The organism is Microcoleus sp. Pol12B5, from assembly GCF_036701335.1.
Classification (GTDB): Bacteria; Cyanobacteriota; Cyanobacteriia; order Cyanobacteriales; family Microcoleaceae; genus Microcoleus.
Genome location: NZ_JAUBQQ010000002.1, coordinates 95,336 through 118,097 on the forward strand (window position 1 = coordinate 95,336; position 22,762 = coordinate 118,097).

Annotated in this window: 16 protein-coding genes; 5 read left to right on the top strand and 11 right to left on the bottom strand. The window is 40.2% G+C overall.

The window, feature by feature from the left end:
• Nucleotides 1-284: 284 nt before the first annotated feature.
• Complete coding sequence (locus QUA24_RS01715) at nt 285-677, top strand: hypothetical protein (RefSeq protein ID WP_333214393.1); 393 nt, start codon at nt 285-287, stop codon at nt 675-677.
• 28 nt (nt 678-705) lie between these two features.
• On the top strand, nt 706-1,293 hold the full coding sequence (gene rdgB, locus QUA24_RS01720; protein WP_333226708.1) for an RdgB/HAM1 family non-canonical purine NTP pyrophosphatase: 588 nt from the start codon (nt 706-708) through the stop codon (nt 1,291-1,293).
• 156 nt (nt 1,294-1,449) lie between these two features.
• On the opposite strand, the gene QUA24_RS01725 is transcribed toward rdgB, so the two are convergent.
• Entirely contained in the window at nt 1,450-1,788 is a 339-nt protein-coding gene (locus QUA24_RS01725) for a P-II family nitrogen regulator (protein WP_006633346.1), read from the bottom strand.
• Between the two features lie 354 nt (nt 1,789-2,142).
• Between QUA24_RS01725 and QUA24_RS01730 the strand changes: the two genes are divergently transcribed.
• Nucleotides 2,143-3,441, top strand: a complete 1,299-nt coding sequence (locus QUA24_RS01730; protein ID WP_333214397.1) for an MFS transporter — start codon at nt 2,143-2,145, stop codon at nt 3,439-3,441.
• 634 nt (nt 3,442-4,075) lie between these two features.
• A complete protein-coding gene (ilvB, locus tag QUA24_RS01735; RefSeq protein ID WP_333226710.1) occupies nt 4,076-5,911 on the top strand; it encodes a biosynthetic-type acetolactate synthase large subunit in 1,836 nt (611 codons plus the stop codon).
• Nucleotides 5,912-6,296: 385 nt separating this feature from the next.
• On the opposite strand, the gene QUA24_RS01740 is transcribed toward ilvB, so the two are convergent.
• A complete protein-coding gene (locus QUA24_RS01740; RefSeq protein ID WP_333226712.1) occupies nt 6,297-7,412 on the bottom strand; it encodes a hypothetical protein in 1,116 nt (371 codons plus the stop codon).
• Between the two features lie 58 nt (nt 7,413-7,470).
• Entirely contained in the window at nt 7,471-7,878 is a 408-nt protein-coding gene (locus QUA24_RS01745) for a hypothetical protein (RefSeq protein WP_333226714.1), read from the bottom strand.
• A 629-nt stretch (nt 7,879-8,507) separates the two neighbouring features.
• Here QUA24_RS01745 and QUA24_RS01750 point away from each other — a divergent pair.
• Nucleotides 8,508-9,782, top strand: a complete 1,275-nt coding sequence (locus QUA24_RS01750; protein ID WP_333226716.1) for an FGGY-family carbohydrate kinase — start codon at nt 8,508-8,510, stop codon at nt 9,780-9,782.
• 89 nt (nt 9,783-9,871) lie between these two features.
• Here QUA24_RS01750 and pcrA read toward each other — a convergent pair whose 3' ends face one another.
• The 8 genes from pcrA to QUA24_RS01790 form a co-directional block, all read right to left on the bottom strand.
• Nucleotides 9,872-12,238, bottom strand: coding sequence for a DNA helicase PcrA (gene pcrA, locus QUA24_RS01755; RefSeq protein ID WP_333226718.1), 2,367 nt, complete (start codon nt 12,236-12,238; stop codon nt 9,872-9,874).
• Nucleotides 12,239-12,449: 211 nt separating this feature from the next.
• Entirely contained in the window at nt 12,450-12,833 is a 384-nt protein-coding gene (locus QUA24_RS01760; protein ID WP_333226720.1) for a YkvA family protein, read from the bottom strand.
• A gap of 533 nt (nt 12,834-13,366) precedes the next feature.
• On the bottom strand, nt 13,367-15,478 hold the full coding sequence (locus tag QUA24_RS01765) for a hypothetical protein (RefSeq protein ID WP_333226722.1): 2,112 nt from the start codon (nt 15,476-15,478) through the stop codon (nt 13,367-13,369).
• Nucleotides 15,479-15,499: 21 nt separating this feature from the next.
• Nucleotides 15,500-18,508, bottom strand: a complete 3,009-nt coding sequence (locus QUA24_RS01770) for a DUF6603 domain-containing protein (RefSeq protein ID WP_333226724.1) — start codon at nt 18,506-18,508, stop codon at nt 15,500-15,502.
• 187 nt (nt 18,509-18,695) lie between these two features.
• Nucleotides 18,696-19,205: a hypothetical protein gene (locus QUA24_RS01775; RefSeq protein ID WP_333226726.1), complete on the bottom strand. Its 510-nt coding sequence runs from the start codon at nt 19,203-19,205 to the stop codon at nt 18,696-18,698.
• 52 nt (nt 19,206-19,257) lie between these two features.
• On the bottom strand, nt 19,258-19,527 hold the full coding sequence (locus QUA24_RS01780) for a hypothetical protein (protein ID WP_333226728.1): 270 nt from the start codon (nt 19,525-19,527) through the stop codon (nt 19,258-19,260).
• 47 nt (nt 19,528-19,574) lie between these two features.
• Nucleotides 19,575-22,478: a tail fiber domain-containing protein gene (locus QUA24_RS01785; RefSeq protein ID WP_333226730.1), complete on the bottom strand. Its 2,904-nt coding sequence runs from the start codon at nt 22,476-22,478 to the stop codon at nt 19,575-19,577.
• Nucleotides 22,479-22,536: 58 nt separating this feature from the next.
• On the bottom strand, nt 22,537-22,719 hold the full coding sequence (locus QUA24_RS01790; protein ID WP_333226732.1) for a hypothetical protein: 183 nt from the start codon (nt 22,717-22,719) through the stop codon (nt 22,537-22,539).
• Nucleotides 22,720-22,762 lie beyond the last annotated feature (43 nt).

The window sequence follows — 22,762 nt, forward strand, 5'->3', positions numbered from 1 at the left end:
CGTAAAAAAAGTCTTACTCCCCAATGAAACACTATTGCTATATCAGATAAATTTTAGGATAAAAGCAAATGGCATACAGCGATTTAAGCCTTGCGAGAGTCAAAAAAGATTTTGGATTAACTTTAGATGAAAGTCGCAATTTGTTTGCCGAGACAAAACCAGTTTCACCCTCAGAAATTTTAACAACAATCCTGATTTATTATGTACTGCTAGCCACTTTTATTTCCACAGGAAAAGCTCGCTCATGATTTTTAATTGCCCCGATATTAGCAGAAGTTCGGCGATTGTCAAACAAACGAGTTTCTCTTTTTTCCGGTAAGGATTTTACTGTCGATCCAGAAAAAGGTTTGCAAGGATTTTGCGATTATATTATTAGCGGTTCTTCAGAACAATTGTTCATCAGTGCTCCGGTTATAACAATTTTTGAGGCAAAAAAGGAAGATATCATTGAGGGTTTGGGTCAATGCGTAGCGGCAATGGTAGCGGCACAATGTTTCAATCAAGACCAAGACACTGAGGTCGATCGCATTTACGGTTCAGTGACGACTGGCACTAACTGGAAGTTCTTAATTTTGGAGGAAACTATTGTTTATATCGATCCGATTGAATACTATATTCAAGATGTTGATAAGATTTTGGGAATTTTGTTGCAACCATTTTCCCAATATGTTTGTTAATATGAAGCCGTAAGTTTTAAGAGAAATAATGACTGATCGCAAATTGCTAGTTGTAGCTACTGGAAATCCGGGTAAACTCAAGGAAATGCAAGTTTATCTTCAGGATTTGGGATGGGAATTGGAACTCAAACCGGAAGAGTTGGAAATCGAGGAAACAGGCGAAACTTTTATTGCTAATGCTTGCTTGAAGGCCTCTGAAGTGGCAAAAGCAACGGGCAAATGGTCGATCGCCGATGATTCTGGTTTAATGGTAGATGCACTCGACGGTCAACCGGGCATTTACTCCGCACGGTACGGTAAAACCGATGCTGACAGGATATCTCGACTTCTCAAAGAATTGGGAAACGAACAAAACCGGGAAGCACAATTTGTTTGCGCGATCGCGATCGCCCATCCCGACGGTACAATTGCCTTGCAAGTAGAAGGAATTTGCCGCGGCGAAATCCTCCACACCCCTCGCGGTACGGGAGGTTTCGGATATGACCCCATTTTCTACGTAGCCGCACAGCAACAGACGTTTGCCGAAATGACACCGGATATCAAGCGATCGCACTCTCACCGCGGCCGAGCATTCCAGGCTCTTTTACCACAAATGGCGAACCTTGTCATCCGATAATGAAGAAAAAAGCCAAAATATCGGGTAACTGTGGCATTGGATATTGACACTTAGGTATCACAACTAAACAGGAAAGAGGTTTTTCGTTGGCAATGATTAGTTACCGATGACCCATTACCTGTTTGGCCAATGCCCAATGCCCAATGCCCCAGTATCTTAGATTGCCTCCAAGTTCTTTTCCCCAGTCCGAATCCGAATAATTTGTTCTACAGGGGAGATGAAAATCTTGCCGTCGCCAATCTCGCCCGTGCGGGAAGCCGCGATAATTTTATCAACCACCATGTCAACCTGATCGTTTTCCACAACAATCTCCACCTTGAGCTTTTGCAAGAACTCAACGGTGTACTCAGAACCGCGATAGCGTTCTGTCATGCCCTTCTGACGGCCAAAACCTCTAACTTCAGAAACAGTCATCCCCACAATACCAGCATTGACGAGTGCGATTTTCACTTCGTCTAGTTTAAATGGGCGAATAATAGCTTCAACCTTTTTCAAGTTTTTCACTCCTAACAGTTAGTACCTTCGTTATATTACTTAATCGGCGTGACATCTTTTAATATCACGGCCAACAGCAAGTATTTTGTCAAGTATATTACCCTATCTTGTACTCGCGATGAAATGCACGCCAACCTTTAACAATATTCTCGAATTTTCCAGGGGCGCGGGTTCTCGGCTCCGGCCGATCGCGGTAGAGTTAAGAAAGACAGCAGCAGGCGTCCCCCGCCGATCTGCTAAAACAGAAAAAGAACGCAGGAGACAGGAGTTTTCCGAGTTTCCGCTTTGCTATGTCAGATTTGCACATATTGCTGAAAACTATAATTGCCAGAGGCGGTCAGTTAAACTATTCCTATGCACCCAGCCAGCCCTCCCCCTGACCGCAGCGGGCTTGATGCCCTACTGAGAAATCGCCCCTTCCTCGCCTTGTGGACGGGCCAGTTATTGGCCCAAGTGGCGGATAAAATTTTTTATGTATTGCTGATTATTCTGCTGAAAACCGGCGACTACCGACCCTGGCCAGTTTCTTGGCAACATTCGGAAAATTCAATGCTGTCAGCAGTGATGATCGCCTACACCGTGCCAGCGATCGTCTTTGGTTCCGTAGCCGGTATCGTGGTAGACCGCTTTTCCAAAAAGCAAATGCTGATCGCCTGCAACGTGATTCGAGCCGGGTTGATTATAGCTTTGCCGTTTTTGCCCAAAGCTTTTGTGGTTTTGCTGACGATGACGTTTTTGATCTCTACCGTAACGCAATTTTTTGCTCCGGCAGAGCAGGCGGCAATCCCCCTGGCCGTGGGGCGAGAGGGACTGATGTCAGCAAATGCGCTGTTCGCCTCGTCCACAATGGGCGGGATTATTGTCGGGATGACGATCGGCGAACCGCTGTTTAGTTGGGTCAAACACAGTTTTGGAGCAGCTTCTCAAGAGTTTTTGCTGGGCGGGTTGTACCTGATATCTGCAGGTTTGATCTATGCCATGCGGATCAAAGAAAGTCATGCCGGCAGCAGTGGCAAAAACGTCCATCCTTGGCAAGATCTCAAAGAAGGTTTGCGCTATTTGAAACACAATCACCTTGTCAGCAACGCGATGGTGCAGTTGACGATTTTGTATTCGGTGTTTGCAGCGCTTCAGGTGCTGGCGATCGCACTTTCAGGCAAAATAGGTCTCAAAGAAACTCAATTTGGCTTTTTGCTCGCTGCTGCGGGAATTGGAATGGTCTTCGGTGCAGCCTTTTTGGGACACTGGGGTCATCGAATGCACCACAAACCTCTGCCTTTAATCGGTTTCTTGATGATGGGTTTTGTATTAGCAATGTTTGCCTTTACTCGACAGTTATGGGTGGGATTCGGATTGAGCGCTTTGTTCGGTTTTGGTGCTTCCTTAATTAACGGCCCGATGCAAGCTCTGATTCAAGAAAAAACTCCAGAATCTATGCGGGGCAAAGTCTTTGGATTTGAGAACAATGCGATTAATATTGCTCTGAGCCTGCCTTTAGCGATTACTGGCCCTCTGACGGATGCTGTCAGCAAAGCAGTCGGCTCGGATGACGTCGGCTTGCGGATCGTGTTGCTGAGTTTGGGCTTTTTGGTTTCGGTGATGGGAATGGCAGCTTGGAAACATACTCGCAAAGTCTTGCAGGATGTTCTGTAAACTTTGCAAAGAAGGAAGTTCGGCAACGGATTGTGTAACGGATGTAACGGATGTCAGGAATAAGGAATAAAGAATAAGGAAGAAGGAAGATAGAAGAGGGGAGGGGTGTCAACTTAACGTCAAATGTAGTACCGATCTACTGTTTGACGATGATTGTCCAGATCCCCTGAGAGTTGGGGGAACCGGAGCATTCTCTTTAGTTTCCCTTCCTAACGGGAATGGGAGGGGGAGCGATACTCGCGTCTAAACAAGATTTATCAACGGTTTTAGGCTAGTGTTGACACCTATGGTAAGAGGGAAGATGGCTTTCTTTTCGCGATCGATCGATAACATAGCAACCGCCCTGATGATTAGGACGTTCTTAATTGCTGAAACGATGGTTTTTCTTGTCGAAGGCCGCAGAACGAATGCTATACAAGCGTCATATAGCGGTACACCGACATAGAGGCCGCTATTTCCTCTGTTTCTTTTCTTCCTCTGCTGTTCCACAATGTCTCGATCGGGCGAACCCTCTGCGATCGCGAAATCTTTTGTAAAATCTCACCACTTAAATTTTCATAGTTTCATTAATTGAGATTAAAGTAGTATAAAAGCTTTCATTAAAAATCATAATTAGTTTAAGGAAGGAAATTCTGTGCAACTAAAAACTAAAGTGACCATCAGACGTGCAACTGGTGGATTTGCTCTGATTGACAGCTTGATCCGCCACGGCGTCAAGCATATTTTTGGTTATCCGGGCGGCGCAATTCTGCCGCTTTACGACGAACTCTACCGCGCTGAAGAAACCGGCGTTATCAAACATATTCTGGTGCGGCACGAGCAAGGTGCTGCTCACGCGGCCGACGGATACGCCCGCGCTACCGGACAAGTTGGGGTTTGTTTTGCTACTTCGGGCCCCGGCGCAACTAATTTGGTAACGGGGATTGCGACAGCCCACATGGATTCGATCCCGATGGTAATTATTACCGGTCAGGTGGCCCGTCCAGCGATCGGCACTGATGCGTTTCAGGAAACAGATATTTACGGGATTACCCTGCCAATTGTCAAGCATTCCTATGTAGTGCGCGACCCCAGAGATATGGCGCGAATTGTGGCAGAAGCTTTCCACATCGCCAGTACAGGGCGACCGGGGCCTGTGTTGGTTGATGTACCCAAGGATGTGGGTTTAGAAGAATTTGACTATCTGCCCGTGGAACCCGGAGCAGTGAGAATTCCGGGCTACCGGCCGACGGTGAAGGGAAATCCCCGCCAGATTAATCAAGCGATTCATTTGCTGAAGGAAGCAAAACGTCCTTTGCTTTATGTGGGCGGCGGGGCGATCGCGGCGGGGGCCCACGAAGAAATTAAGGAACTGGCCGAACTTTTCCAATTGCCGGTCACGACAACGCTGATGGGCAAAGGTTCCTTTGACGAAAACCATCCTTTGTCGGTGAAAATGCTGGGGATGCACGGCACTGCTTACGCTAATTTTGCCGTTACCGAGTGCGATTTGCTGATTGCTGTGGGGGCCAGGTTTGACGATCGCGTGACGGGCAAATTAGACGAGTTTGCCGCGCGGGCTAAGGTGATTCACATCGATATCGACCCGGCGGAAGTAGGCAAAACTCGCGGCCCTGACGTGCCGATTGTCGGAGATGTCCGGCAAGTTTTGATTGATTTGCTGCGTCGCTGTCGGGAAACAGGAGTTTCGGGGAAGGCCGGACAGACTGCGGAATGGCTGCACAGGATCGATCGGTGGAAACAGGACTATCCGTTAGTTGTGCCTCATTACCCAGACATCTTGTCTCCGCAAGAGGTGATTTCGGAGTTGGCTACTCAAGCGCCGGATGCTTACTACACAACAGATGTCGGTCAACATCAAATGTGGTCGGCTCAATTTTTGAACAACGGGCCGCGTCGCTGGATTTCGAGCGCTGGTTTGGGCACGATGGGTTACGGGGTGCCGGCTGCTATGGGCGCGAAAATGGCGCTACCCGATGAGCAAGTGATTTGTATTGCTGGCGATGCTAGCGTGCAAATGAATATTCAAGAATTGGGAACACTAGCGCAATACGGCATTAATGTCAAGATTGTGATTGTAAATAATGGCTGGCAAGGCATGGTGCGGCAGTGGCAGCAGGCGTTCTACGGCGAGCGTTATTCTTCCTCGAATATGACTGTGGGGATGCCGGATTTTGTGATGCTGGCTGAAGCTTACGGGGTGAGAGGGATGCTGGTTTCGCGGCCGGAGGAACTCAAAGATGCGATCGCTCAAATGCTCGCTCACGACGGCCCGGTGCTGATGAACGTGAAGGTGACGAGGGACGAAAACTGCTATCCGATGGTTGTTCCAGGTAAGAGCAACGCTCAAATGGTTGGTTTGCCCGATCGTAGCAAGTTGCAATCTGCGGAGTTGGTTTATTGTCCGAGTTGCGGCGCTAAGAATGTTTCGACGAATAACTTTTGTCCTGAGTGCGGGACAAAAGTTTAACTAGGGACACGGCAATGCCTTGTTTGGCAGGGGTTTAAACCCCTGCCGATGTTTCGGGTTAAGCGGTTTTTCGGGTTAAGTTGACACGATGAAAGGCAAGGCCATGTCGTTACCCGGCTCTGCTGTTGGGCGTTACTAATTTACGCTATGAAAGCCTAAATATGCAAGTCATAGAAACCAGTATCCACAAAGCTTCTGGATTTTTAACTGATTTTTTTCATACCCTGATTAAGCAAAGTCCAATATTTGGTCTTTGGCTGTGTTGCTTCACGATAAACTCAATACGTTGGCGATCGTAGTCGTTGAGTGCGAGCGTCACCTGAATAAATCTGCGAGCACATCCTTAGACTGCAGACTGTCAATACCATTGAATCACCTTTCGCTTTCAAGTCGAGTATAAATTTGCGTTAAGTAAACGTCTTTTTAATCCCGTGCGACTACTATATTGAGCATAAAGTTGTTTCAGCCGTGTTGAAAAATTAGCTTGTTGGTTTTGATAATCCGCTAAGTCTCGGAGTTTTAAAAGTAACGGCACTACTTCATCGTAAGATTTAGAAGTTCCTTTTTGAATAAGAGCCTCTACATCTTCCCAAGCAGCCGTTTCTCGCTGAGCCAAAGCTTCCAATTCTTTGACTCGTAAAGCTTCAGTTGCCTGTTCTTTTTTGCGATCGCTCTTTTTTTGTTCCTGTTCAGCGCTTTCTAAAAGTTGTCTAATTGTTCGTTCTCCTATACTTACATCTTGCATAACCTCCATCATTTGTGATAATTTTTTACGCAATTCAAAGGACAGATTAGCTTCTCCTTTGGCTAACCGCAGTAAAAAGGTATCGCTTTCCGAACGATCGAGTTTTTTTATAGCTGCTTTTAGGCTCTTTTCTGAAATAGAAGGTTTAGCAGCACTCGCAGTTGTTGCCACCTTTAGCAGATGCTCATTCAATTCAAAAGCACTTATAAAAGCCTCTAACGATGAAGATAACTTACCCAATCCAGGAGGAACAGGTGGCTCTAAGTCTTCTTCATTGAGTTCATCAATATCAAGATAGCTAATCGCTTTCAGCCAAGCCAGATAAAGTAAACGATGATCTCCCTGCAAAATTTCCTGGCGCAAACCTATCAAAGAGGATAGATTTCCTTCTCCCTCTATCCACCCAAAACCTTCTTCGTCCTCCATAGAAATTTCTAAAATGACAAAATTATTAATTTCAGAAACAACAATCATATCTTCAATGCAATATTTCTGCATCCGTTCAACATCAATCAGACTTTTGGGAAAACGAAACATTAGTTGTAATGTTCCCCAATTAGCCATGTAAAACATGGCATCGAAGTATTGGACTAATAGGTCTTTTGGGTTGCCTCGAAAATCTCCATAGCTATAAGTAAATATCGCCCTAGCAGAACTTAGTTGTACGCGACTAGAGAGTAGGCTGACTGCTTCTTGTTCAGCTTTAGTCAACGGTCGATCGATGGTTTGAAACTCGTAGTATTGATATTCGCTCATAAAAATACATGGTAAGTGGGAAACTTCCAGTTTTTAGACCTGAGAGGGTCATTTTGGGTTACTGCAAATACATGGCAGAAATGGCAAAAGCTTGTTCAGGAGTACCGTAGAAACTGCCATTATTGAACATACAAAGCTCATATTTTTCATTGCTGTAGGTGTAAAAACCCAGACTCCAAGATTCTGCATCGCCAAAGTAGCGCAGCCGACACAGATGAATGGGACTATTTCGCATTCGTTCTAGATATTCCTCGCGAGATACGGGAAAGTCTTTGGGTGGAAAATCTGGAGGGCAATCAGGTTCTTTATAGGCATCAATGTAACAAAACTGACTGCGAAAGCGGATCTCTAGGCGAGTGTACTTGCCAGCGTAGTTAGCTGCAGCATAATCGAGAACACGCTGCTTTACCTGTTGTTGAACGGCTGGAGGGATTTTAACTCCGCCTGAATTTGGATCATTTTTCACCCAAGGGGACATTTAACTGCTCCGATACGCTACTGACAGAGTTAGTCTAATTGACTTGCCACGTTTAGTTGCTAACATTTAATTAAACTTTAGATTTAAGTTGCTCAAGCTATAGCTTGAGCTAACTCCAACGAACCTGTACCTGTAACTAAAACCGATCAATATACCTCTCGCGCTTATCTATCGACTCGACTAAGCCAACTAGCGCGAAAAACCGAATCTTTATTACCCGCTGCCTCCACTTCAAATAATCTTGCCGATGCCGTTCATTCAAAGCTATTGCCAAAGATTTGGCATCAGAACAAATCCCGGTGTTGCTTAATCAGAGGATGAAAAAAATCCGTTTAAAATCTAGAAGCTTTGTGGATACTGGTTTCTACGACTTGTATCTTGAGCTTTTATTACTCTAAATCAGCAACGCCAATAGAGTTTACGATGGAATCTGTAGAATACCTAAAACTTCTCAGACTTAGCGATCGCACCTTAGACAATTATCCATTATTTAAATAATAAGCCAAAGAGCAGATAAATCCTGAGATTGTCGCCGCAGAAGATGAATTAGAAATAACCATAAGATGCAAATAAACTTTGTGGTTTACTCAAAATAGGAAAATTCGCGGGAGTTGCAAATGAATCTTTTTTTGGGAATAGATTTCGGCACCACGGGCGCGCGATCGACTGTCATAGACTCCCAGGGTAGAATACATTGTGAGACTGAATATACTTTTGCTAACAAGGGGCAACAACAGCCTGAATTGCCCTCGGTTTGGCAAAATGCGCTGTGGGATGTGATCGAGCAAATTCCCCCAACAATCCGCAATCAGGTAAGGGCGATCGCCATTGACGGTACATCCTCCACTGTCATGCTGTGCAATACCGACGGTATACCAGTATGCGAGCCGATTTTATACAATGATGGGCGCGGTGCAGCGGTGACAGAGAAGTTGCGGGCGATCGCGCCGGATAACCACACAGTATTGAGCGCTACATCGAGTCTGGCAAAACTCCTGTGGTTGCAGGAGGGCGGGCAGGGGGGCACCGCCCCTACAGTTTTCCTGCATCAAGCTGACTGGCTGGCATTTCTCCTGCACGGAAAATTGGGAATTAGCGACTATCACAATGCTTTGAAACTCGGTTTCGATGTTGATACTTTGTGCTATCCGAATTGGCTGGTAGAGGGAATTGCGGGCGCTGCAACGCCTGAATTGCCGCAAGTTGTCGCACCGGGAACGCCTGTGGGGGAAGTGAGATCTCAAGTGGGCGATCGCTTCGGTTTTCCCCGCGATTGTATAATCTGTGCTGGTACAACTGATAGCATTGCAGCATTTTTAGCAAGCGGTGTGAATTTACCAGGGGAAGCAGTAACTTCTCTCGGTTCTACACTAGCAGTCAAACTGTTAAGTCATACCCGCGTAGATGATTCTAGATACGGGATTTACAGTCACAAATTAGGGGATTTGTGGTTAGTTGGAGGTGCTTCTAATACCGGAGGTGCCGTGCTGCGACACTTTTTTACTGATGTGGAGTTGGAGAATTATAGCACACAAATTGATCCAGAACAAGAGAGTTTGCTGGATTATTACCCATTGTTGAAAAAGGGCGATCGCTTTCCGATTAATGACCCGAATTTGCCGCCCCGACTCGAACCGCGTCCTACTGATTCACTGGAATTTCTGCACGGTTTGCTAGAAAGCATAGCGCGGATTGAAGCGTGGGGATATCAATTATTGCAAGAATTGGGTGCAACTCCTTTGACAAAAGTTTATACTGCTGGCGGCGGGGCGAAAAATTCGGTTTGGAGTGCGATTAGAAAGCGTTATTTAAAAGTGTCTGTATTAACGCCGATTCATACTGCGGCTGCTTATGGGGCGGCGTTATTAGCAATGCGAAGTTTAACTGATTAGAGTTATTGCATAAATCTTGGATGGATAGGGAAACCGCAGATGTGTGCAGATTAACGCAGATTAACGCAGATGCTTAGCTATATTTTTACTTAAACTCGCTGCAACTTAGCTGTTCTCGGATCGATGATTTTTCTGCCCAAACCTGAAAACTTAATTGCCAGATTAGTTTTATCGCCTTCTCCCAAAACGTGGGTAATTTCTCCAACTCCAAAAGCATGATGAAAAACCCGATCGCCCGTTTGCCAATCCACCGATTGTCCATTGTTTCCCGCTTTAGAACTCGCAGAATTTGCTGCTGAATTATTAGTTTTTCCTTTAGATGCAGCCGTTTTCCCGGCTTTAGTTTTCTTCGCACTTCCAGCCAGCAAATGCGGCGGCAATTCTCCTAAGAATAGCGAAGGGGTGCAGTGTTCCCGGAAACCTCCCCAGAGGCGACGTTCGCGAGTGTGGGTGAGAAATAGCAATTCCTGGGCGCGAGTGATGCCGACGTAGCACAAACGGCGTTCTTCTTCGATCGCTTTTGGGTCGTCCAAACTGCGGAAATTGGGAAATAAACCCTGTTCCATCCCGACTAGAAATACCACGGGAAATTCTAATCCTTTTGCTGAGTGCAGCGTCATCAGCGACACGCGGGAATCTTCTTCCTGCAAGTCATCTAAATCGGATGCTAAAGATGCTTTTGCTAAAAATGATGTTAGCGTTGGTTCTTCGTTTTGTTCTTCAAATTGTAGCACCGCATTGTACAATTCTCTGACGTTTTCGATCCGATTTTCGGCTTCCTCTGTTCCTTGATTTTTCAAATCTTCAATGTAGCCTGAATCTTGGATAATTCCTTGGACAATTTGCGAAGCGGGCAGGGTTTCAACTTGCGATTGCCAACGACCAATCATTTCGGCAAACTTAATAATAGCTTTTGCCGATCGCCCTGCTAGAGTATTGACAGAAGATTCATCGCTGAGGATTTCCCACAACGGAATGCCTAACTGAGTTGCAGCGTCTTCGATTTTGGAAAATGTGGTATCCCCAATGCCGCGACGGGGAGTATTGATGATGCGTTTGAGGCTGACGCTATCGTCGGGATTGGCGAGCGCCCGCAGGTATGCTAGGATATCTTTGATTTCTTTGCGATCGTAAAACTTTAGACCGCCGACAATATTGTAGGCAATGTCTAAAAGCATTAACGCTTCTTCAAAGGATCGAGATTGAGCGTTTGTGCGGTAGAGAATCGCAAAGTTACTGCCGTTTTCGTATTCGGAGTTTTGGCGCTTCAAGGAATGAATTTGACCTGCTACAAATTCCGCTTCATCTAATTCGTTGTCGGCGCGCCAGACAACAATCGGAGCTCCCGGTTCGCGAGTCGGGCGCAGAATTTTTTCTATCCGTTCGGTATTGTGTTCGATCAAGTGGTTCGCGACTTGCAGGATGTTTTCGCGCGATCGATAATTTTCCTCTAATTTTACCATTGTTCGAGTTTTTTCGTCAGATAAACCATCTCCGAAATCCTCTTGAAATTCCAGCAAGATGGTATAATCTGCCATCCGAAAGCTGTAAATTGATTGATCGACATCGCCAACGACAAAAATCGAGCGGTTTTGCCATTTATTGAAGCTTTTCGGGTCGGCGTTATTTGTCACCAACATCCGAATCAAATCGTATTGAGTGCGGTTAGTATCTTGGTACTCGTCAACTAAAATATGGCAAAACTTTTTATGCCAGTAACTTAATACTTGATCGTTTTGGCTCAAAAGTTTAACTGGAACGAGGATTAAATCGTCAAAATCTAGGGCATTGTTTGCTGCTAAAGCGTCTTGGTATCGACTGTAAACATCGGCAATCACGCGACCTCGATAATCCGGTTCTGCGGCGTGGTATTCTTGAGGCGACAACCCTTTATTTTTAGCGTTGCTGATGACATAGCGGACTTTTCGTGGGTCAAATTTCTTGTCGTCGAGGTTCAGGGTTTTGGTAACAATTTGTTTGACGAGACTTTGAGCATCTGACTCATCAAAAATCGAAAAGTTTTTCTTCCACTGGCGGCCTTTTTCGTCTTGGTATTTTTCTATATCGTAGCGGAGAATGCGGCCGCACAAAGAGTGAAAAGTCCCCATCCAAATGTGTTTGGTAATTCTTTGGTAAATTTGCGATCGCAATTTCGTCTGCACATCCGGGGCTAAGTCTACCAAAGGTTTGCCATATTCCGCTTCAGCTTGCTGAGTTGCCAGCAATTTCTCAATTCTTTCTTTCATCTCCCTGGCGGCTTTATTTGTAAATGTCACCGCCAGAATATTTTCGGGATCGACTCGATGGGTGCGAACTAAGTTAGCAACTCGGTAAGTTAGAGCTCGGGTTTTGCCGGAACCAGCGCCGGCTACTACTAACAGCGGCCCGTTATAATGGGCGACTGCTTGGCGCTGAGATGGGTTGAGGTGGCTGAGGAAATCAGTGGTTTGAGTCATAGCTAGAAAGTTAGTTTAATTTTTTAAGGGGGGTAAATAATACTTGGTATGCGATACCGCGAGTTTTTTTAACGTAAGGTGCGCTAGGCGCACCCTATATTATAACTAGATAGGTGATTTTTTAAACTTTAAATATTTTGTGCCCAAGCGAGTTGTTTAAGTTAAGGTGCTTGGCGCGCACCCTACACAATAACTAGATAGGTGATTTTTTTTAACGTTTAAATATCCGTGTCAGCCAAATTGCTGCTAATAATCCCAAGCCAATCCAGATGGCAATAATCACAACAGCGGCAGCCCTATTTATCGGTTTTCCTCGCTCTATTTCTGCGGCTGCTTTTTCCCGACACTCGGCTAAAACCTGTGGCGGAATCATCTTCAGTACCAGCCAAATTCCCAAAGGTACAATTATCAAATCGTCCAAGTAGCCAAGAATCGGTATGAAGTCAGGAATTAAGTCGATCGGACTAAAAGCGTAGGCCACCGTAAGCCCTGCTAAAATTCTGGCGTACCTTGGTACTCTCTGGTCTGTACTGGCTAAATAAACAGCGTAAGTCTCTTTTTTTAGTCGGCGGGCAACTTGTTTTAACGATTGCATATTTTAAATTTTTACACGATTCAATAGTCCAGACAATTTTTAAGCAGCGAAAGTACCATAATACATGACTGAAGGAAGGTTAGGATGATTTAAAATAAAATTCCGATCTCAATTTAACTTGTCAATAAAGGTACAAAGTAGATGCTTATTACCAAGGGGAAGCCGTAAGAAATTCACAAATGATTTAGGATTGCTATATGCTATTATAAAGGTAAGCTTTCCCCACAGTTTTTTGCCACTTTTCCTTAAAAAAGAAGACTCAATGACGGCAATAATTGTCGGCTCAGGATTCAATTGCTTGAGAAATTATGGCTCAAAAAGTTCTCGATCGCTTCCTCTATGAACTAAACCGTTCAGTGTAAACACAGGGGGATTCGCAAACGGTATCCGCATCCTGTCGTCATCTCATGTATGAAGTTCGGACGCCAGCAGGATTGACCCAACAGCAACTTGCAGACGCATTGGGGCAAAACAGTCGGCGAGCGCGCGGAAGGTTGGGAAAGAAAGAGATATGTAGTCAAAAAAGAACCGTCTTACTCTATTAACTTAAATCTAACTTTTTCTGCTCCTTGAACCATCTGTAAAGCAAACTCAGCCGAAGTAAAAGAAGGAACTTTTTCCTTTCCTTCTTCTTGTTCCAGCTTTCTTTGAAATTTATCTGCTAATTCACTAATATTAATCACCTTTTTAATAGCATCTATCTCTTCAATTTTCAAATCACTCCTTTCTGTGCCATCTAATTGTCTCAACTCTCGTGACAGCGTGCCTGTCTTCTCATTAAAATTAAAACCAAAATGCAATCCTTCTGGTTTTAGAGAAATATCTACCGTCTTAATTTCTCCATCAAATAAACAAATTAAGACATCTTCAGAAAGGCGATCGCACCGTAAAACATCTAACTTTACTTCCATAGATGAATCATCATTTATTAAAGAACTAGAACCATCTATTTGTAAGTCAGGCCAACCTGAAACAACTTCTGATCGCATTAAAAACCCTGTAATTACTTTTGCTTCACCGGCAATAGGTTTTTCCTGTACATTAGATTCTTGTACTCCTCCAATACTAAATGCACCATCAAGTAGAGATTCTACCCAAAACCAATCGAGGCAAAAGAAACGAATTGATTCTATTGGTAACATTGTTTCATCTGGCACTAAGTAATTAAAAGGAATATTGTAGAGTAATCCTAAACGTTCTAACCAAGTTTTAACATCTTTTGGAAATTCACTATTGTTATCTCGATTTTCCTTATTTTTAGCAAAAAGATGAGGATAGAGTGCTTGTTGATTATCTTTCGCTAAATTTTGAGCATTAGTCCGTTTCCAGTTAAATAAACTAACTGCAAATTTTTTATCTTGCAAAGCTAATAATTGCCCCAGTTGCCAAGCTGCTGCGTAGGAAATATCAAATAAACCATTAGTAGAATCATAGGCAATTAGTTGATCTGCACAGCGAATGCTTAATTGAGATAATTGTAATGCTGTCGGATTTTCTCCAGGTAGTAAAGGGCTATGATACCAAGAGTAAGTTTTACCGCCCTGTCGCAGATAATGGGGTAAAGGAATATATCCTTTAGCAAGATATTTGTCTGCTTCTTGATTATTCAGTTTAGGCAAATTTAAGGTATTTTTGTTAAGATTTTTAAGTAAACCTTTAAAATTATGCTCAGGTTCAATACAAGAAAAGCTCCAAGTTTTGAGAGTGACTAAACGAATATAATCTGTATCATTGGCATTTTGATAATTAAATTCACCTTTTTCATTAAACAGTTCCTCGAAAGATACTAAATAAGCTGTACTCCTTCCATTTTTTTTCGGAATACGATTACTAATAATTACAGCTAGAGGTTCGTTATTCTCTTCATCTCCTGTAACTTGACGAACATGAGCTAAATATTCTAAATTTTTTGTAGTAGGTAATATTTCAGATAAAAATTTTTTGTTAATGTCAATAACTGATACATTATCATCTTCATGTTGTCCGATTTCTAAGGTTATAGCATTCCATTTAATAGTCTTTGTATAACTCTGTTTTAAACTTTTCAGAGTAATAACTTTAGTATTTTTAACTTGAGCTAATATTGCTTCAACTTGTTCCTCAAATTTAGCAAAATCACCTTGAAGCTTTTCTGTTTTTCTATTCTTTTTATCAAGTATTATTGCTTCATTGTCATTTATAGATTTGAGCCAAGCTATATTTTTAGATAAAAGATGTTCCCATAATTTGGTGCTTATTTTGTCTATATTTTCTTTAAGAATGGTTTTTAAAAGGTTTTCTTCTTCTTCATAAATAACAATTAATGCTAACCAGGGTACATATTGATTTCCTGATTGTGCTAATCTTTCCCAGGGTAAGGTGCTACGTTTGAGGACAATATGAGGTAATACATGAGAATGATCTCCTGAACTTCCTGCTGGTGGAAATACTGAATGAATGTCTTGAGGATTTAATTCAAAGCGACTTCCTTGAACAATAAAAGTAAAGGACGAGTCAAAAGAAGCACTAAAATTATTATTTTTATAGTCTGTTCCCTTGACAGTTTGTTCAAACTTAATTTGATATTTTCCAGCACCTAAAGCTGTTTGATGATTTTGAATAAATTGAATTTGACCTTGGGCTGTTGAATCTGTTTGAGTATTCATAGTTTTAGTTAGATAATTGGGTTAAATTGAGGATTGTAAGCAAGGAGAAATTATGAATGCTTCTTCTATATTTTCTTGGTTAAAATCTCCTAAATCAATATCACTAATAGACAATCCTAAACTTTGTAGTAAGGTGTTTCTTGCCTTCTCCACAGGTTCAAAAATTATACTTGCACCAATTTTTTCTTGCCGAGTATTCTCATCTTTTACTTCATTTTCTAAAAATTTAAGAAATGAATTATTCCATTGATATGCACTTTCTATTGATTCTATATCATAAGCTAAGTTTTTTCGGTCAATAGCTTTAGTTTTTCCAGGCTTAGCAGATTTAGCAGGTTTAATTTTAAACCCAGATAATACATTTTTAATAAGTTCTCCGTTAATATTAACTTCTGTTGATTGTCCCCATAACCCTGCGGGAATATTTTTATAAATAGGTTCCAAAGAAAATTTCTCATAATTTGTAATTCTAATATTATATCTTGATTGAGTAAAATTACTTGTATTAAGATTCATTGGTGCAATACCAAATGAATTTAATTGATATTTTGTATCAATTTTTTCTTCTATATAAATATTGAGATTGAGAATGTCTTTGATTTCTTTATCTTTATTGTCTTTATTGTTACTACCTTTTTCTATAAACAAAAAATACTTGTTAATACCATCAGTAATCATCCAGGTTTCATTTTCTTTGATTGCTTCAGAACTTGCTGCTGATGATAGAAATTTATTGCTTTTTCTAAACTTATTTTTCAAATTATCTGATATATGATTTTTATTTAATTCTGTTTTAATAGAAGATAAATCTTCAGATTCAGTTATACTAAAGCAAAAAATATTAGCATTAGCTGTTTTAATCGGAATTACGGAAGAAGTAGCAATAACTAATTCTTTGGAATTAACAATAAAGATTGCAGACTTCCCTTCCCCTACTTTTCGCAGCAATCCACTTTCTATTCCAATGGTACAAACTTGTTCAGGCAAGAAAGACTCTTTGAATTTTTCCCAACTGAGAGGTTTTGGTTTTGTGAAAGACCGGCTACCAAAAGCAATAGTAAAGGAAATAATTTGAAGGTCAATCGTAGCCGTTCCCGAAAACTCTGGTCCCCAAATATGTAAGTTTGCTCCTAAATCAACAGAAATTGTCTTACGAACACCAACTATCTTAAAAGTGTAGGATGCTCCCATTCTCAGACTAATCTCAGCTTCATAAAAATAGGGTTGCCAAGCAACGATAAAATGAGCATTGGCTATAAACCACGCTTTTTTATTACCCGATTCCCAAATGGCTTCGAGTCGTCCTCCTGCCATAATCGCTGAAGCAGTGAGGGCAAAATAAACACTACCTTTAACGTTTAATTCAGGACTAATTTGCCAGTTTAAGGCAACGGGATCTACTCTAGGGTAATGGGGAGGAATATTGAATTTAGGATGATAACCGCCAACTGTTAGGACAAAATCACCTTCATGTGGATCTTTAAACCAACTATAAAAAGCAAATCCACCACTAATCGTGCATTTTTTGTCAAAAATATAGGAATCCGGTAAGATTTTACCATCAACTTTGAGAGTTCCCTCGGCAGGGACAAAACGGGCGAGGAGAGCAAAGCGAACTTTTGCTAGAATTAGTTGATCTTCTACTAAAAGAGGAGGGGAAATAAGGGTAGAAATGCCAATTAAGTTGAGTGTAAATTGATCACCAAAGGTGGCGACAAAGAGGGCAAAGGAATCAATAATTTTAAAGGAGGTAAATTTAATGCCTACTGCTAAAAATATTTCCCCTGTTTTGGGGGGAATGTAAGGTGTTAACTCTTTTTGAATTGCCTTTAAACCGTCTACATCTACTTTTGCACTATTTAAAGCAGCTTTGACAAGGGGAAAGTTGGGAATTTGGTCAAGGGTGGGAAGTATTAAACTACGATTGTAGCCGAAACCTAAAGCGAGGCCGGTAATGAAAAAGAAGGGAGGGCCACCGATGGCTTTGTCTAGAATGCCATAGATAAAGAGAGAAGGATGTCCTTCCTCTGTAGTCGTGTATGAGCCAATCGCGGTGAGGGTAAAGGCTTCAGTTTTGACAATCAATGCACCTGAATATTCGTCTTTACCGTTAATAGTGCGTCTCAGAAATGCTCCACCAATAGACACTCCTCCTTTGCTTTCGTAGCTAATGCCAAGTCCTTGCAGGTTAAATTTAGGCTTGAATTGTTTGATGGATGAGCCAACCGATAAGCCATCTAATGTTAGAGTGAGGCCGGCGGAGGAAATTGAAGCATCAAGGAAAAACCAGATTTCTGAGTTTTGGTATTTTACCCCGACTCGCTGGAAATAAACAGGACCAAAGTTCTTTTTGAGGTCAAACCATTTAGTGCCATCAGATGTTTCAATTGCACTTGATTTTTCTTTTTGTGGTTTTGTTGAAGAGTTAGTATTTTCTATAGAAGTTGAAGTATTAGGTGATAATCGAGGAGTTGACGTATTACTAGATTGATTATTTGATGAATTTGATAATTGAGAACTTTTTGGAATTGCAATATCTAAAGTTTTTTGTTGATCACTAAATTTAAGTGAAGCAGATAAAGCCAGTCCTCCAAGAATCTTTTCGGGGGCAAGTTCTGTAATTAGTTGAGTTTTATTATCAAAATCTTGAGAAGCGTAGATTAATTGAAAATCTTGAATCGAAACGGTTTGTTCGGAAGAAAATCGTTTACCAATTAAAGGAAGCTTAGATAAATTAATTTCTGTTCCCAAACCTAGACAAATTAGAATTTTTGTAGTATTTTTTTCTTTGTTGAAAACCAATAAAAGTTTATCAAGACTAATTTCTATATCATCAGGTATTGGCTTTCCTAGCTCAGCATCAAAGGCATCAACAAAATTTCTGATATTGATAGATTCTTCAGAACTAATTTTTCCTTGTAATAAACAACTCTCATCCCGTAATAAACTAACTACAGAAAAATTGATCGGATTTCCTGATGTTTTTAATTTAAAATCTAATTTAATTTTTAGCTTTTGATTTTTAGTCATTTGTAACTTTTATATATTCTTTATTTTTAGTATTCTAAATTTATAGCAAATTTAGAATTTTCTTAATATCTAAAGTTAAGTAAGGTGAGGAAAACTCACCCTACTTTAACGATTAAAAATGCTTTGTAGAATCTAATTTTATTTTATAAAACTAGGTTCTTGAGCAGTTCTATGGGCTTCCTTCTATTTAAGTGTTGGTTTTTTCTATTTCAGTGCTTGTTTCTTCATTGCTGATCTCTAAATAAATTCCAGTAAGAGTTAAGCCTGATAAATCAGTACCTTGATCACTCTTTCCCCAAACTGCTGATAAACCAATTGTATAGAGAGTGGATTTTTCTACTGTGCCCGAACCCGGAATTTTAACATGAAATTTCTCAACAGATAGTTCAGCAGTCATTACTTTATCATAGGTATCTGTGAGGATTTTAAATGCAGGTAATTGCTCTTTGATATTCTTTTTACCTTCTACCACAGAAACACGATAATCAGACTTCAAATTCTCAAGAATACTATTAATTCCATCACCCGCTTTTCCTAATTTAACTTTTTGGGGTAAAGTTAATTCGATTCCCTTTTCTTTAATCTGATCAATAGCTTCTTTTGGTTGTAAAGCGATCGGTTCACCATTCAGATCAAAAGTAACACCAAGTTTTACTTTAGTTGTAGGAGTTTTAGTAATTGTAGGAGTTGTGGCCACGATTTTTGTTTTTCCTTTTTTGCAATTTAGTGAAAAGTAATCAATTGAGTTTTTAGACTGTCGTAGATGTTTTAACCGTGATAATCACCCAAGCAGTTAAATTGGGTTTTTCAAAGTTAAAAGGATCACCCCTAGCCTCATATAAAATACTGTTTCCATCTCCTAGTTCAACTTTAATAGGCATTTGCATCAGTTTTGCTACAGGACTATCGCCAGAAAAATCAGTCGGTAACTTTAACTCATACTTAGCATTTATAGCTTCTAAAAACTCAGAGATGGTTTTTATGGGTTTTTGAGTATCTAGTAAATTGTTGTCAGCCATTTTGGATAAACTCCTGATATAAAAAATTTAATGAACTTTATTGCTTCTCAATTTTTCAATATTTCTAGCCTCCTCTGTAATTCTCGGTTTTCTATCGCTAAATCATTAGATTTTTGCGCTAATTTATCACATTTTAGACTTAATTCTTCAATGGTTTGCGCTACTTCTTTAATAGCAGCGATCGCCAGAACTCCAAAATCGGTATAAGCAAGTCCTTTCAACTCACCCTTCTCATTATTTATAGAAGTAACAAGTTCGGGGAAAATTTGCTCTACTTCTTGGGCTATAAATCCTATATTACAGATTTCGCTATCTTTCCATATAAAGCGAACAGGATTAAGTTGAATTACTTGATTCAAAATATTATTTAAATTGGATACTTCTTTTTTTAATGAAATATCTGAAGATGCGATAAGAGTAATATCATGAAGATAAAGATTGGTATTATTCATGTATATTCCTCTTGAATTACTATTTGGATCATCTCGGAATATAAAGAAGTTACCATTATCTTCAAGTCCAATTCTGCATTTGATATTTTGCGTGTGATGATGTAAGACAATACCTTTGTTAGCTTCTGTCTGCTTAATTTCTAATTTCCCATTATTAGGAGTTCCTGCTCCAATTCCGATATTACCGCTGCCTTTTTGAATAAATAATCGAAAGTCGGAAACACCTGTCTCTACCAAGTTTAATCCTGGTGTATTACCACCATAATTCTGTTCAATATGCCATTTTTTTACCCATTTTTTTACTTTATCAGTATCAGGACCTTCAAAAGCAATAAGTCCTTCTTGTGATCCTACGGCTCGAATTACTAAAGGTTCTTTAGAAAAATCTGAAGAACCAATACCAATTCTGCCATTAGTAACAGAAAGATTACCCGTGATGTTCGTATCACCTTTCGCTGCAATTGAAAACCTTTTTTTCCATTGTCCGTTATTTGTATGATCTGTGTAACCAATTTCTAAAGCATTTTCTCCGTCATCGCCAAGACAAATTCTTAAAGAACTTCGATCTGCACCACTATTAAATCGAGACATCCAAATTGAATCAGTGTTTTCTGTTGCACCTCTAAAGTAAAGTTTTTTACCCAATTCATCCCCCGTAGCCATTACTTCAATTTTTTCTCCAACAGATATATCATTAGTAACCGAAAGATTACCTACAATCGCAGTATCACCTTTTACTGTTAATTGTTCATTTCCAGGTTCAATACCAATTCCCACTTTGCCGGTGAGGTTTGAATTTCCATCTACTTTTAAGGCAATACCTAATTGGTCATTTGTCTTAACATGAAGCTTGGCTTGGGGTTCATCAGTCCCAATTCCCACACAGCCAACTTTTACTTTATTAGTCCCTTCATATTCCCGATATACCAGAGGACCTTTATGAATGGGAACTGTAATATATCCATCCCAATACCCCGGAATATTCTCATAGTGAACATAGAGATTAGCATAGCCAGAAAGAAGCTGAGTCTTGAGCTTAGTAATACTTAACTTGAGAATTTCTTGTCTATTTTCTAGGTTTAATCCTTGAATATAAGTAAAACTCCATTGAGGCGTCATTCCCTGTTTTTGTTGACCACTTTCTATCCAGTTTTGGCGGTCGATAGTGCCATCTTTAATAATATCTATTCCAATAGTATCTACATCATTTTGAGAAACTAAAGCCCATTGATTATTATTAGACTGCTCATTCATAGCAACATCAAAAGAAATAGTGAATTTAATTCCTTCGTCTAAGTCTTTTAATGCAACTGGTGGCGAAGTTAATGATCTTTTATCGGTATCTCCCTCCTTCTTATGATGAATAATTGTAAGCTCTTTCAGTTTAGATAAATTTTCAGAGGAAAAAGAAAATCCTAAATCTTTGGATAAATAAATAAAATAAACTAAAATCTCTTGAGATACAGTTTTAAATTTTTCACCAACAACAAATTGAAAAAAAAACTTCTCTAAAATGCTATTTGTTAGGTTAATTACAAGAGGGTTGTTAGATTTATTCAATTCTGCTATGATCAATTTTAATGCTTTATATTTATTTTCATCTTCATTTGAATCATTCAAGAAAATATTAATATTATTTGTCAAATCCGAATTCTTAATAACCAAAGAAAGTTTTGACAATGAATCAAAAAAAGTCTTAAGCTCATTGTTTTTACCCAAAGAGAAAATAATATTTTGCAATATTATCCTTTCTAAGCTACTGGGAGCAATTTGTACATCTTGAATTGAATTAATATCAAATTCGGGCAATTTAGATGTATCTTCAACTGATGATTTTTTACCTACTAATGATTTAGCTTGTAATGAAGAATTAAGTAGAGGAAGTAACTGTATCGAGAGTGTTAATTCATTTTCTGTTCCATCATTAATAATGGTATTAGAACCCAAAAATCCTGCATATATAGGAACTTGTTTTTTTCCTCTTTGATTAACAATATTGAGGTATTCTAAACGATAACCACTAATGATTTCAGTGGAACCTTTGTACTGAAGATAATTATATTTAATTTCTACCCGTGTTCCTCGTGATCCCCCTTGAGGTGCAGCACCAATATTTTGTAGGGTTAGAGTAACCCTTTCACCATTTTTAATTTCAGAATTAGGCTCGGCTTTTCGCAAATAAAATATATTATCCTTATCTGAAAGGCTCATCTCCCATCCGTCTTCCTTCTTGAGAGTAATTTTTTCAGGATCTACTAAGGTACCCGGTCGGAATAAAATGCAAAAATGGTAGCCCTCTTGAGTCCCTGGCGTGCCAACTTCCTGATATTCTATGTTTCTACCAGAAGTATTCACTATTTCAATTCTTAATGATTGCCTTAATGCACCATCATCAATGCTAAGAATATTTTGTCCATCCTCATCTTGGAGAAAGATTTGAAAAATATCAGTGCCTTTTATAGATACTAGATTTACATTACTGCTGTTAGAGTTTGTCATGATAAATTCCTTGTATGGGTTTAACTAATTTGGCAATTTTTTGACTTTTCAATCTATTTTAAGATTGCTCAGCTTCTTGACTTAATTGTTGTTCTCGGATTTTTTTTGCTTGCAGTTGCGCTTCGGCTTGAGCTTGAATTTTATTAATTAATTGAAAAACTTCAATATAAGGCCGGTTTCCTAGAGAGTCGAGAATTTTATTGACTTCTTCAATCGTTAAGTTAATGCTGATTTGTTCCATTGATAACACCTAAGTTTGTTAATTCATTTCAAACAACACAATA

Coding starts and splice junctions, on each gene's coding strand:
- pcrA (WP_333226718.1), bottom strand. CDS start 12,238: ATGACTCAAACCACTGATTTCCTCAGCCACCTCAACCCATCTCAGCGC.
- rdgB (WP_333226708.1), top strand. CDS start 706: ATGACTGATCGCAAATTGCTAGTTGTAGCTACTGGAAATCCGGGTAAA.
- QUA24_RS01740 (WP_333226712.1), bottom strand. CDS start 7,412: ATGAGCGAATATCAATACTACGAGTTTCAAACCATCGATCGACCGTTG.
- QUA24_RS01765 (WP_333226722.1), bottom strand. CDS start 15,478: ATGAATACTCAAACAGATTCAACAGCCCAAGGTCAAATTCAATTTATT.
- QUA24_RS01760 (WP_333226720.1), bottom strand. CDS start 12,833: ATGCAATCGTTAAAACAAGTTGCCCGCCGACTAAAAAAAGAGACTTAC.
- QUA24_RS01780 (WP_333226728.1), bottom strand. CDS start 19,527: ATGGCTGACAACAATTTACTAGATACTCAAAAACCCATAAAAACCATC.
- QUA24_RS01750 (WP_333226716.1), top strand. CDS start 8,508: ATGAATCTTTTTTTGGGAATAGATTTCGGCACCACGGGCGCGCGATCG.
- QUA24_RS01790 (WP_333226732.1), bottom strand. CDS start 22,719: ATGGAACAAATCAGCATTAACTTAACGATTGAAGAAGTCAATAAAATT.
- QUA24_RS01785 (WP_333226730.1), bottom strand. CDS start 22,478: ATGACAAACTCTAACAGCAGTAATGTAAATCTAGTATCTATAAAAGGC.
- QUA24_RS01730 (WP_333214397.1), top strand. CDS start 2,143: ATGCACCCAGCCAGCCCTCCCCCTGACCGCAGCGGGCTTGATGCCCTA.
- QUA24_RS01770 (WP_333226724.1), bottom strand. CDS start 18,508: ATGACTAAAAATCAAAAGCTAAAAATTAAATTAGATTTTAAATTAAAA.